The following is a 12847-nucleotide window of genomic DNA, read 5'->3' on the forward strand; positions in this document are numbered from 1 at the left end:
CTTATAGAAAAAAACTAAGAAAATTATGAATAGCATCTAACAATTAAGTAAAAGGATTGTAAAGGTTCTTTTACTTTTTTTGTGTAAAAAAAGACTTTTAAAAGGAATCAGGTGTCAAAAAGTAAGTGAAAACCAACTTTGTCAGTGGATAGTCTTTTCATTAATTTTTAAAAGACAAATTTTACGTTTTCAAGAGCCGAATACTGCCAAGTTTTAGCCTTTAAAGGTGATAGAATCAGAAATTGAGTAAGAGATGTGTCACAAAAATAAGGAGACACATCGACTTGATGAAAGATTTAAGGAGCTGTAGTTGAAGTAAAGAGAAGCAAGTGTCCCAAACACTAGCGAAAGAAAATAGGGAGGATTAAAATGTTTAAGAAAGCAACGAAATTATTATCGACAATGGTGATTGTCGCTGGAACAGTTGTGGGAAATTTCAGTCCCACATTGGCTTTAGCTGAAGGAGCGGTTAAAGCAGGAGATACAGAAGGAATGACCAATACGGTGAAAGTTCAAGATGAAAGCTTAGCCGATTGTAAACGAATATTAGAAGGGGAAGCTGCATTTCCAGTCGTTGCAGGGTAAACGGAACCAGTCGATTTAGTCGTCGTTGAAGATGCTAGCGGAAGCTTTTCAGACAATTTTCCAATGGTTCGCTCAGCGATTGATGAAGTGGTTCAAGGCTTAACAGACAAAGATCGTGTCATGCTTACTTCTTATCGTGGTGGACGCCAATTTATGTTTCCTGATGGAACGACAAAAATCAATGACGGAGACAAAGAGTTAAATGTTCGCGTAAATACACCATTAACATTTGATAAAAGTCAATTTGTGTCAAATTTTGGAGATGTTCGAACTTATGGTGGAACACCGACTGCACAAGGCATGAAATTAGCCTTAGATGAATATAATGCGACACATGGTGACTTAACGAATCGAAAAACTTATTTTTTGTTAGTAACGGATGGAGTTGCTAATACTCGATTAGATGGTTACTTACACAAAACCAATACAAATGATAAAATTAATGAATATCCAAATCCAAATCATCAATTAGGTACTTGGGGAGCTAGCAATTATATATCTGTGGAATATAGTAATGACTATCAAGGTGCAGCAGAAGAAGTTTTAGCGTTGAATCAAGAAGTTACAAATGAAGGGTATGAAATGATTAATGCCTTTTGGGAAAGTGTCGATTCTTTAAGTTCAGTTAATTCTTATTATGATAAATACCAATCAGAAGTTGGTCCTTTTGTAAAACAAGAGCTACAAAAAGGTGCCAGCACACCAGAAGATTTTATTACTAGCCAATCTATTGATGATTTTACAGCACAATTAAAACAAATTGTCCAAGATCGCGTGGGACAATCAGCGCCAGCTAATGCCTCGCTAACAGTTGCTGATCAATTTGACATTCAATCAGCAACGGCTACGGATGATGCCGGAAATGATGTGCCTGTTCAAATTAACGGACAAACCATTTCAGCTGTCAGTGTAGCAGGCTATGTGGGGAATATTACCATTCATTATACTGTTAAAGAAAATACAGCAATTGATGCCGATACAGTAGTTAGCTCAGGATCAATGACTCAAGGTGAGGTAGCTAAAGACTTTCCTGAAGCAACCATTCCTAAAAATGACCATGCCCATGACTGTGATGTGACGCCAGAAGATCCAGAAATTACTAAGGATATTGAAAATCAAGAACATTTAGATTTAACGAATCTGGATGATTCCTTTGATTGGCATGTAAAAGCTGATTTTGGTAATCAAACAAACGATTGGACCCAAGCAAGTATTACAGATGACATTAATTCATTGTTAGATATTCAAAAAGTCGTTGTCACCGATGAAAATGGAACAGATGTAACAGCTGAAGGAACATTAACTACTGATAACAATAACATTGTTTTTAAAATAAATAAGCAAGACGATAGTTATGCCTACCTAGCTGGTCACACATACACAATGACCATTACAACCAAAATTAAAGCTGACGCAACGGACGAAGAATTAGCCCCTTATATTGAACAAGGTGGGATTCCCAACCAAGCCGACTTGAACTTTGGCAATGAAGGAGACGTGTTACACTCCAACAAACCAACCGTAACACCGCCGCCAGTTGATCCAACGATTACAAAAGATATCGAAGGCCAAGAACATTTAGACTTAACTAATCGTGACCAAGCATTCAAATGGAACGTCAAAGCAGCTTTTGGTAATGAAACAAGCACTTGGACCCAAGCCAGCATGGTGGATGATATTAACCAATTATTGGACATTACAGACGTGAAGGTCACTGACGAAACTGGCAAAGATGTTACAACTAACGGCAAAGTAGCGCAAGAAAATAACAAAGTAACTTTTGAAATGAACAAACAAGCAGACAGTTATGCCTATTTGAGTGGTCATACGTACACAATGACCATTACAACCAAAATTAAAGCTGACGCAACGGACGAAGAATTAGCTCCTTATATTGAACAAGGTGGGATTCCCAACCAAGCCGACTTGAACTTTGGCAATGAAGGAGACGTGTTACACTCCAACAAACCAACCGTAACACCACCGCCAGTTGATCCAACGATTACAAAAGATGTAGAAGGTCAAGAACATTTAGATCTAACCAACCGCGACCAAGAATTTAAATGGAACGTCAAAGCAGCTTTCGGCAACGAAACAAGCACTTGGACCCAAGCCAGCATGGTAGATGACATTAATAAAGTGTTAGACATCATTGATGTGAAAGTCACTGATGAAAATGGCAAAGATGTTACAGCCAATGGCACAGTAACACAAGAAAATAACAGAGTAACTTTTGAAATGAACAAAAAAGATGACAGCTACTCATACTTAGCTGGACATACCTATACCATGACCATTACAACCAAAATTAAAGCTGACGCAACGGACGAAGAATTAGCCCCTTATATCCAACAAGGTGGGATTCCCAACCAAGCCGACTTAAACTTTGGCAACGAAGGGGACGTGTTACACTCCAACAAACCAACCGTAACACCGCCGACAGTAGATCCAAATATTACTAAAGACGTCGAAGGCCAAGAACATTTAGATCTAACCAACCGCGACCAAGAATTTAAATGGAACGTCAAAGCAGCTTTCGGTAATGAAACAAGCACTTGGACCCAAGCCAGCATGGTGGATGATATTAACCAATTATTGGACATTACAGACATGGAAGTTACTGATGAAAATGGTAAAGATGTTACAGCCAATGGCAAAGTAATACAAGAAAATAACAAAGTAACTTTTGAAATGAATAAAAAAGACGACAGTTATACCTACTTAGCTGGTCACACATACACAATGACTATCACCACTAAAATTAAAACTGACGCAACGGACGAAGAATTAGCGCCTTATATTGAACAAGGTGGGATTCCCAACCAAGCGGACTTAAACTTTGGCAACGAAGGGGACGTGTTACATTCCAACAAACCAACCGTAACGCCGCCTGCGCCAACACCAGAAGATCCAAAAAAACCTGAACCTAAACAACCGCTAAAACCGAAGAAACCATTGACGCCTACAAATCATCAAGCGCCAACGAACCCAGTCAATTTTGGAAAATCAGCAAGTAAAGGAATTCATTTACCAATGACTAATACAACAGTAAATCCACTTTACATGATCGCAGGTTTAATTGTCCTTATAGTGGCTATTAGCTTTGGCATAACAAAAAATAAAAAAAGAAAAAATTAGACAAACTAAAAAGGAAGAAAAAACATGAATAAAAAAATTTCGTTCAGTCTGTTAATTTTGTTACTTAGTTTGTTGGTAGGTTTTACATTTATTCCGCATAAAAAGGAATTAAGTTTCAATGAGTATCAAGAAAAAAAACACTCTGGCGAAACATTTTATGTTGTTTTAAAAAAGAAAAACTGTTCAGATTGTCAGGATTTCGAGAAACTATTACAAGCACCTAAACAGGTTTACTATGTAGAATTAACCAACAAAGAGACCATGAAGGAATGGTCAACATTTATCCGAGAAAATAAAGTTTTACATGTGCCATCTATGTTTAAAATAGATAACGGCCATCTCAAGAAAATTGATGGAGAAGGAGATGCGAATCAATTATTCGCAAACTATCAAAAAATAACGAAATAAAAAGAATAAAAAGACAAGACAAGTTTCCTAAATAAAGGAAGCTTGCCTTGTCTTTTTTCTAGTAATAGTCGTTTATTAAATAACATGTGAAATGTTTTACAAATCCATTTTGGTTTGATAAAATAAACGCAAACATATGAATTTATTTTCATTTGTTTTGAAAGGAGGAACGAATGATTGAATTGATTTTACTTTTGTCGGTGATTCTTTTAGGTTTATTGATTGGAAATAAAAGAGTTGATAAGTGGCTTTTTCTTAAGGCATTACTTTTGTTTTCTGTTATGCTAAGTGTGAGCATCTTAATTTCGGTAGCTATGTATTTATTATTAACAATAGGCGTTGCAAACGTAATAGGGGAGCAGTTAGAGTCGTTATTTCTTTTAGGGATAGTCGTTATCATCAGTACGAGTCTTTTATTATATTTTTTATTGAATTTAACGACGAAAAAAATTGTTTTACCCATCGCTTTAATGAAAATAATTGAATATTATATTCAATGGGTATTGATTTATGTTACTATTTATCAAGTGATTTTTGATCAGTTTATTGTTTCTTCAGAAGTAAAAAATACGTTACAAGGAACTATTAATGAGCCAGTCGCAATCATTATTGTTATTTTGCCATCATTTATTTCAATTTGGATTGCCGTTGTTTTATTTAGGATTCGTATGGAAGAACTTTAATCAGATACTTTTAGAATGGAGGAGTTTGTATGTCTGCTTGGCAAACATTTAAAAATGGAACAAGGCAATTTTTTAAAGACATCTTGCAGTACTTATGGTTATTTTTTACTTTAAATGTTTTATTATTATTGGTGGGTGGGGCTTTTAGTTGGGCTACTTCCAACGCACTAAAAACTCAAGGTATTCCTTATCTTTCGTTTAATAACCTGAATTTACTGTTAGAAAAGCCGCTTGCTCTGGTGTTATTAATTCTCTTGTTGTTACTTTTTTTAGGTGCAGTTTTTTATCAGTTTACCTTTTTATTATTAGGGATTTTTCAAATACGGCAAGACCATCGCTTTCATTTTAAAGGAGTTACCAAGGCATCTTTTAAAGTTCTTAAAAAGCAAGGTGCCCGTTCGTGGTTGTTCTTTTTCGGTTATTTTGTTGTCATTGTCCCTTTTGGAAACCTAATTTTCCAAAGTAATCTATTGACGAAATTTGTGATTCCAGATTTTATTGTTGAATTTTTGTCCCAACGAATTCCTTACTTGGTGGGGCTACTGGCTTTTGGGTTATTAGTCTGGTATTTAGCTATTCGTTTCATTTACACGCTTCCATTAATGATTTTGGAGAGAAAAAAAGCAGGCGAGGCAGTTAAGGCTAGTTGGTCAATGACAAACAAACGATTATGGTTCATTATTCGTAATATTGCATTTGTGACGATCGCGGTATTTGTTTCAACGTATGTTATTTATGTGTTACTTTATCTTCTACAGTTGAAGTTAGATACCTTGAGCGATACCATTAGCTTGCTAGGTGGTATTTTAAATTTAACGGTTGTCCAATTTTTACAGTTTGTCTCTAATGCTTGGCTTTCAGTATTACTGATTAATTTCTTATATACACAATTAAATGTTCAAGTAGAAACGACGACAAAAGTTGCCTTTGACAAAGAAACGAAACGTAATAAATTAGTGACTATCGGAATGGGCCTAGGACTATTCACCATTTTTGGCGGCTATATAATTTTCAACGCTGTTTACTTAACAGGGCTATTAGAATCAAAACCTTTGATTATTTCGCATCGAGGGGTCACCAATAGTAATGGCGTACAAAATACCATTCCTGCTATGGAAAGAACCATTAAATTTAAACCAGATTATATTGAAATTGATGTTCAAGAAACCAAAGACCATCAATTTGTTGTGATGCATGATGCAAACCTTAAAGAACTCGCCGGCGTTGATGGCACGCCACAAGAATTTACGTTGGCTGAATTAACAAAAATGACCGTTAAAGAAAATGGCCAAGAAGCACCAATTGCCAGTTTTGATGATTATTTAGCGAAAGCAAACCAAGCCAAACAAAAATTACTAGTAGAAATTAAAACGTCTAAACAAGATAGTCAAGGTGCGCTTTCCAACTTTATTGAAAAATATGAACGTCCTTTGATAAAGAATAACCATCAGGTTCAATCTCTCGACTACAATGTGATCAAAGCGTTTAAAAAAGCCAAATCAAAAGTAAAAGTTAGTTTTATTTTGCCCTATAATTTCACTTTTCCAGAAACACAAGCTGATTTGTATACAATGGAAGCTACTACGTTGAATGATACCTTCATTTTAAAAGCTGACCAACAGAAAAAAGCAGTTTATGCTTGGACAGTTAATGACTCAGAGGTACTAAGTAAAATGCTCTTTATGGACGTTGCTGGAGTGATTACCGATGATTTGGAGTTAGTCAATGAAGAAGTCAATGACTTTGAAAAAAATCCGTCGTATGCGGATCGTATTTTGCATTATATTTTTATGCTGCCAAGTGTGGCTTCTCAATAAAAAATGAAGAAGAGGGTTAAACGAAATGAAAAAAGAATTTTCGCGAGTACTTCTTAAAAATCAATCAGATGAAATTCTTATTTTAAAAAATCGGCCAGACACTTGGAATTTCCCTGGCGGAAAACAAGAACTTGGTGAATCAGCGCTGGAATGTGCGATTCGTGAAATTAAAGAAGAATTAGCAGTGGAAATTACTGAACTTGAAGAAATTTTTACTGGACCACTCGTTTTTGATTCAATCGTTTGGCAAGGACATTTTTATTTTGCCAAACAAGCCCAAGGAAAAGTTACGCTGAACGAACCAAATAAAATTAAAGGCGTACAATTTATTAAGCGGTTTGAGGAAGTAAATTTTTCACCAGGATTAGCTCCGCTATTTGATTATTTAGCGCGTAGTGATTATTTAAAGTTAAATAAAACTAACTGGAAATAGAAAGAATAGGAATGTCTTTTGCTAGGGCTTTGTCAGAAAATTTGAAGAAGACATAGTTATTTGTTTTATCTTTTTACAAATAAAATTTTTCAGATATATTAGCATCAGAAAGTACAGAATCTAAAAAAGTTGCCATTGTTCCATAGACGTTGGAATGATGGCAACTTTTTATTAATAATTTGTTTGAATTAAGTAGTGGTGGTTAACCATTTAGAGTAGTAACTGGCAATTTCTTCTAATTGAGCATTTGTGGGAAATAAAGAGCAACAGATGATGTTTCGTTCTACCACATCTGGAATTGGAATATTCGTTAATAGTAAATCATAGGACGCTACAACTTCTTTTAAATCAACAGAAGAATCTAAAGTGAATAAGTTGTCAATTGCTAAGATATCCCTAAAACGCTCAGTAAAAAATTTTTTCATAAATAAATTATGTTCAATATCTGTAAAAAATAGATACCCGTTTTCATTTTCGGAGGCAGTTTATTTAAAGAGGCTTGTAATTCATCCCAGCGAATAATTAAGTGATAGATAAATTCATAAAATCTATCAATAGATTTATCATTAAGTATTTTTTTTAGAAAAGGAACACATTTGTCGTAAAAATAAGGATAATGATGAGTTAAATTTTCTAAGAAAAATTTATATTTTGGGAAAAGAATAAAAGCCTCACCATAATCGGAAACAGAAAGATTATACAAATAAAGAACTATTGCATGGTAATTAGAATTACTGATTGCTAATGCTGTGGCTAGATAATCCAGTAGTTGCTCAATCTGTCTCTTTCTTGTAAGTACTTGTTGATTTTCTTTAGATAAGAAAACTAACTCTTTATAAGATTTCAGATAATGACCATTACAGAAAATAGATTCTAAGCTATGAAAGAAAGAGGTATCCGTTTTGATAGAAAAGTAGCGGTCGAATAAATGAGAATAATCAGCAAGATTGGAATAAAGTTGTCTATTTTCAGAAAAGAATGCTAAACTACCTACTTGTTTAAATCTAAGCACGATTGAATAGACATAAAAACTAAATTTATCGATATCAATGTTTCCAGCAAATTTGAGAATAGGTAAAGACTCCTCAAATAGTTGATTAAAAAAAATATTCTGTTCTTTTGAAAGAAGTTGAGTAGATGTCACATAGGATTCTTTCAAGAATGCTATAAAAAAATTTATTATTTTCGTTTCATCGCCACTGAAAGTAAGTGGTGACGTTTGAATTTTAAAGCTAAACTTTTCTAAAAGTATCTGATTGATACGAGTAATCATTCGCTTAACTGTTGAATTGCTGACGTATAGTGCTTCTGCTAACGCCTCAGTCGAAGGATAGGTGTTGAAAATTAGTTGCTGTAGGAGCCTAAATTCAGGGGCTACTTGTAGAAAACAACTATATACATATTCTATGTTTGTATTGTTAGGAAAATGTAAAAAATATTCTAGGTTTGCAGTTTTAATAATTTCACAGGGAGAAATAATGCTGTTCAAATCAGCTAAATCATTAAGCAAGGTTGTATGATTATATTGGAAGTGCTCTTGGATGGTTGTTAATTTTTGATAAGGATTGTCGTACAAAAAATCAATTACTGTTAATTTTCTTTGGAAAGAATCAGATAATAAAGCTCTCATAAATATTATCCTCCATGTTTTCCGCTCAAAATTTATAATTTTTCTTCTATTTTTTGAGCCAAAATTTTTATGCGAATAGAATATACTGTATAAAGTAAAACTATTTGTGGAAAAGATAGTAATTTAATTAAAAAATTTTTTTATATGAATTGGAGTTTTAAGATGAGTAAAAATTTTATTACATATGAAAAATTTGAACAATTTTTAGAAAAACAGGATAAAAATGTTTATGATATTTTAAAATTCATTGCGAGCAGTGAAAAAGTATCGCTTACATATGAAGAATTATATGAAATAACAAATTTATCGGTTCAGACACTGTATGAACTACTTCGTAAATTTATAGAAATACTTCCAGTGATAGATAAGAATCAATCTTTAAGTGTTCACATAGAAAGTTATAATTGTTATTCATTTCATAAAAAAACAAGTTTTACTTTGGATTATTATTTTGCCGTTTTTCTCAGAAGAAGTCAATATTATCGTATCCTTATAGATTTATTGTATGGGAAGCAACGGACGATTGAACAGTACACTGAAAAATTATTTATTAGTGAGTCTTCAGTCAAGCGAACGATGAAGCAGTTAAGAGAAATTTTGGATGGATTTTATCTGAAAATCATTAAAAAAAATAAAAAGTATCTCTTAGTAGGCGATGAAGAAAAAATTCGCTATTTTTATTTCATTTTATTTAAAATTAGTAGCAATGCACCGGATGATCTATATTCTGAAGAATCAATAAAACGAATACAAACAGATTTTCAAAAAATCTATCCTAATATTACCCAGAATACGTTAGAAAACTTTTTATATTTTTTACATGTTACTAAAATCCGAATGGCGCATGACTTTCGTTTGCAAGCAAAAGAAAATCACTTTGAAGTAATTAATCGATTATTTACGCTGAAAGATTTTGAAACCCAGTTAGGGAAATATATTTTTTTTAATGATGTGATGAATAATCAAGTTGAATTAGAATGTTTATACTTTTTTATCAGTACTGATGAATTGTTAACAATTGAAACAATTTTAAGTGTTTCCGCTTATCTTTCTCCAGCTATCTTATCGGAAGAAGCTTTTTTGATTGGGAATACAATTCTTTATCAGCTTTCTCAATATTTTGACATAAAGTTTAGTCCAGAAGAATATTTCTATCTCGGTGCAAATTTTTATTTAAAAATAAAAAAGAGTGAAATTTTTTATTACTATCACTTTGAAAAAAAGTATTTAGATAAACCTATTGAGAAATACATCAATAAGTTATTTTCCGATTTTTCAAAATACTTTGAACGAAATACTGGAGAAAAGCTGCCTTTACCAGTTGACTATCTTCAATTAATTCTCTTAGAAATACTTTTAGAAAAAGATAAAAAAATTAGCGTGTTAGTTTACAGTGCGCTTGGAGATAGGGACAAAGTTCGGATTGAGAAGAAACTACAAAAGTTTATTACAATTCCTATACGTTTTGTTAATCGTTTAGAAGAAAACCCACAATTGATTATCTCTAATCGCTATCTGAAAAGTAATCAGAAGATTCCGATTTTTTATATTAGAAATTACTTTATGAACACTGAATTAAACAATATCTCAAAGTTTGTAGAAGAATTGTATTTTTTAGAGAAAGGATATAACCAATGAAAGTGAATATAATTTGTATCGGTAATAATTTGAATAGTATTTATAAAGATGAACTAGAAGAACATTTTGCGGAAAGTAACCATTATTCAGAGAAGGAATTAAAAAATATCAAGCCAAATAAAGAGGAGATTTATCTTATCTATCACTCGAATGAAGTAGAGAATGATTTGAAATATGAAGTGATTATAGCATTGTGTAAGAATTTTAAAGTACCTATCTTTGTTTTGTCGGATTGTCTGTCCTGTTCCGAGCAAATCATCTATTTGAATTTAGGGGTCATGGGTTTTCTGACAACAAAATTTACACCAGCAAATATCAAAACAATCTTAGCGAATAATTATTCTTTTTTCCAAGAATTGAATCAACAAACTGAGGCGATAGCGGCTCCCTTAAATTTTCAAATAAATTCACAAGAAAGAAGTCTGCGCATAGGTGATTCAAAACAAGTTCAATTAACAAGGTTAGAATTTAAATTTTTTAATTCTTTGTACCATAAAAAAGGCCATGTTGTGAATTATGAAGAAATCGCAAAAAATATATGGGAAAAAGAAACGTTTGAGAAAAAAGATACAGTTCGTTTGTCAATTATTGCTAAGCACGTCAGAGAAAAACTACGAGAAATTGCTGGGAATTCAGACTATATTTATACGGTGCGCTCGATTGGTTATAAGTTTAAAGAAAGCTGTTAAGGAGGAGTTCTTATGGTAAAAAAAATTAGTTTATTCATGATGATTTTTATGGCAATTGCTGGTTATGGTCTTTCGGTCTGTGCTGAAGAAGATCAAGCAATTCCATATAGTGCCACAGCAATCATTCCTGAGAACCAACTAAATAAAAATGTCAGTTATTTTGATTTACTTGTTTCAAAAGGAGAAAAACAAATAGTAATTATTCAAATAAACAACAGTAGCGACAAAAAAATAAAAATAAAAATCACACCCAATACAGCTAAAACAACTAGGAATGGAACGATTGACTATTCTGGTATGGATTTAAAGAATACGGATAATCTAAAGTATCAGTTTGATAAACTCGTATCAAAAGAGCAAGTGGTCTCGATTGAACCTCATACAAATAAAAACGTTGATTTTGTATTATCTATACCAAGGGAGGAGTTTCCAGGGATTATTTTAGGTGGATTTTATATTCGAGAAGAAAAAGATGAACAACAGGTACAGTCTTTAAATAAGACTGTTCAAATTACTAACGAGTTTTCTATGGTTATTGGCTGTCAATTAAGAATGAATGAGGAAAAAGTGCCCAAAGATTTTCAATTAAACAAAGTTAAATTGGGTACGTATGGTGGCTATTTTTCAATTATTTCTTCTATTTCTAATGTTTCTCCGTCGTTAGTTTCATTCTATTCTGTTGAAAAAACGATTCAAGATATGAATAGAAAAGAAATAGCAAAGTTTAAAAAAGAAGGGATTTCCATCGCACCTAATAGTATTTATGAAGCGCCAGACAAAATTGAGGAAAACAAGCTTAAACCAGGTAAGTATAAGATGCTACTGACGATAGAATCGAGAGATAAAAAAAACAAGTGGCGTTTATCTGAGGATTTTGAAATTACATCTAAAGAGAAAAAAGGTGTCCAAAATGAAGCAATACCGAGTACCAAAATCAGTAATCGAAAAATTATTTATTTAGTCACCTGTATTTGGTTTGGGCTAGTTATTTTATTACTTATGATATTACTTTTAAGAAAGAGAAGAAATAGGGATAGATAAGAACGAGTTGTTCTTATTTATATATATATATTATTTAGGAGGAAGAAAGATGAAGAAAACGATTTTATTTTCAATGTTAGTGGGATCAACATTATTTTTAGGTAAGGAGGCTTTGGCAGTTACACCTGCAATTTCAGAAGGAACTGCGACATTACAAGCACTTACGGAAGAGGAGGCTGGCCCAGTTACGCCGCAAATTACAGATCCAGAAAACCCCAACGGAACGGGTCAAACTGGCCTTCTAACATTGGACGCTGTTCCTAGTTTTGATTTTAAGGGGGAAGGATTATCCGGTCAATTTATGGACACATTAACACCAACCCAAATTGAAAATGGGTATGAAAAAAATGCTCAAATTACAGATCGAAGAGGAACTGGAGCAGGTTGGAATTTAAGTTTAAATATCTCAAGCTTTAAAAGCGCGGATGTCGCACTCAAGGGAGTTAACATAACAATTCCCGTTAGTCTTGAAGCGGGAACAGATAATACCTCTGTAGCACCGTCAATTGTAAAATCAATTTCTGGTATCGTAGATCCGGTTTCAGGATTTGATGCTGGAACGGTTGTGTCAGCCAATGTCGGTGAAGGATACGGGACATGGATTTCTAAATTTTCTGGTGCATCTTTGAATATTGCAGACGGGAATTCAGCTGGTAGTTACAAAAGCACTTTTACTTGGACAATCGCGCAAGTTCCAATTGGTGAATAGCAAACAGACGCATCCAACTTACTATAGTAGATTTACTTGGACGTTGTCACTCATTCCACAATAGGAAAGTGAAGAA

Annotated in this window: 10 protein-coding genes and 1 pseudogene; 9 read left to right on the plus strand and 2 right to left on the minus strand. The window is 33.2% G+C overall.

Features of this window, described 5'->3' with window-relative positions; translation table 11 throughout:
- Positions 1-369 precede the first annotated feature (369 nt).
- The 5 genes and pseudogenes from IGJ41_RS02870 to IGJ41_RS02890 all read left to right on the plus strand — a co-directional run bounded on the left by IGJ41_RS02870 (position 370) and on the right by IGJ41_RS02890 (position 7064).
- A pseudogene (locus tag IGJ41_RS02870) lies at positions 370-3723 on the plus strand (isopeptide-forming domain-containing fimbrial protein).
- 24 nt (positions 3724-3747) lie between these two features.
- Positions 3748-4131, plus strand: coding sequence for a bacteriocin (locus IGJ41_RS02875; RefSeq protein WP_002358745.1), 384 nt, complete (start codon positions 3748-3750; stop codon positions 4129-4131).
- Between the two features lie 173 nt (positions 4132-4304).
- Complete coding sequence (locus IGJ41_RS02880; protein ID WP_104855830.1) at positions 4305-4814, plus strand: SA1002 family membrane protein; 510 nt, start codon at positions 4305-4307, stop codon at positions 4812-4814.
- Between the two features lie 29 nt (positions 4815-4843).
- Positions 4844-6631, plus strand: a complete 1788-nt coding sequence (locus IGJ41_RS02885; protein WP_174114941.1) for a glycerophosphoryl diester phosphodiesterase membrane domain-containing protein — start codon at positions 4844-4846, stop codon at positions 6629-6631.
- 25 nt (positions 6632-6656) lie between these two features.
- Positions 6657-7064, plus strand: a complete 408-nt coding sequence (locus IGJ41_RS02890) for an NUDIX hydrolase (protein WP_104855828.1) — start codon at positions 6657-6659, stop codon at positions 7062-7064.
- Between the two features lie 188 nt (positions 7065-7252).
- On the opposite strand, the gene IGJ41_RS02895 is transcribed toward IGJ41_RS02890, so the two are convergent.
- Positions 7253-7489, minus strand: a complete 237-nt coding sequence (locus IGJ41_RS02895; RefSeq protein ID WP_258078115.1) for a hypothetical protein — start codon at positions 7487-7489, stop codon at positions 7253-7255.
- Positions 7486-8694, minus strand: coding sequence for a helix-turn-helix domain-containing protein (locus IGJ41_RS02900; RefSeq protein ID WP_438713847.1), 1209 nt, complete (start codon positions 8692-8694; stop codon positions 7486-7488). The genes IGJ41_RS02895 and IGJ41_RS02900 overlap by 4 nt, the downstream gene beginning before the upstream one ends.
- A gap of 162 nt (positions 8695-8856) precedes the next feature.
- Here IGJ41_RS02900 and IGJ41_RS02905 point away from each other — a divergent pair, with 162 nt between their 5' ends.
- From IGJ41_RS02905 to IGJ41_RS02920, 4 genes are read left to right on the plus strand one after another with little or no spacing between them, the layout of a single operon-like run.
- Positions 8857-10332, plus strand: coding sequence for a helix-turn-helix domain-containing protein (locus IGJ41_RS02905; RefSeq protein WP_242690897.1), 1476 nt, complete (start codon positions 8857-8859; stop codon positions 10330-10332).
- Complete coding sequence (locus IGJ41_RS02910; protein ID WP_153854073.1) at positions 10329-11021, plus strand: winged helix-turn-helix domain-containing protein; 693 nt, start codon at positions 10329-10331, stop codon at positions 11019-11021. Before IGJ41_RS02905 ends, IGJ41_RS02910 begins: the two co-directional genes overlap by 4 nt.
- A gap of 12 nt (positions 11022-11033) precedes the next feature.
- Positions 11034-12062 carry a DUF916 domain-containing protein gene (locus IGJ41_RS02915; RefSeq protein WP_153854072.1) on the plus strand — a complete coding sequence of 343 codons (1029 nt, stop codon included), beginning with the start codon at positions 11034-11036 and terminating at the stop codon, positions 12060-12062.
- Between the two features lie 49 nt (positions 12063-12111).
- The gene (locus IGJ41_RS02920) at positions 12112-12771 is read left to right on the plus strand and encodes a WxL domain-containing protein (protein ID WP_010821446.1); all 660 of its coding nucleotides are present in this window, start codon (positions 12112-12114) and stop codon (positions 12769-12771) included.
- Positions 12772-12847: the final 76 nt, after the last annotated feature.

Source organism: Enterococcus sp. DIV1537a, assembly GCF_051712085.1.
In the GTDB taxonomy this organism is placed as follows: domain Bacteria; phylum Bacillota; class Bacilli; order Lactobacillales; family Enterococcaceae; genus Enterococcus; species Enterococcus faecalis.

Coding starts and splice junctions, on each gene's coding strand:
- IGJ41_RS02900 (WP_438713847.1), bottom strand. CDS start 8,694: ATGAGAGCTTTATTATCTGATTCTTTCCAAAGAAAATTAACAGTAATT.
- IGJ41_RS02905 (WP_242690897.1), top strand. CDS start 8,857: ATGAGTAAAAATTTTATTACATATGAAAAATTTGAACAATTTTTAGAA.
- IGJ41_RS02875 (WP_002358745.1), top strand. CDS start 3,748: ATGAATAAAAAAATTTCGTTCAGTCTGTTAATTTTGTTACTTAGTTTG.
- IGJ41_RS02890 (WP_104855828.1), top strand. CDS start 6,657: ATGAAAAAAGAATTTTCGCGAGTACTTCTTAAAAATCAATCAGATGAA.
- IGJ41_RS02910 (WP_153854073.1), top strand. CDS start 10,329: ATGAAAGTGAATATAATTTGTATCGGTAATAATTTGAATAGTATTTAT.
- IGJ41_RS02885 (WP_174114941.1), top strand. CDS start 4,844: ATGTCTGCTTGGCAAACATTTAAAAATGGAACAAGGCAATTTTTTAAA.
- IGJ41_RS02880 (WP_104855830.1), top strand. CDS start 4,305: ATGATTGAATTGATTTTACTTTTGTCGGTGATTCTTTTAGGTTTATTG.
- IGJ41_RS02895 (WP_258078115.1), bottom strand. CDS start 7,489: ATGAAAAAATTTTTTACTGAGCGTTTTAGGGATATCTTAGCAATTGAC.
- IGJ41_RS02915 (WP_153854072.1), top strand. CDS start 11,034: ATGGTAAAAAAAATTAGTTTATTCATGATGATTTTTATGGCAATTGCT.
- IGJ41_RS02920 (WP_010821446.1), top strand. CDS start 12,112: ATGAAGAAAACGATTTTATTTTCAATGTTAGTGGGATCAACATTATTT.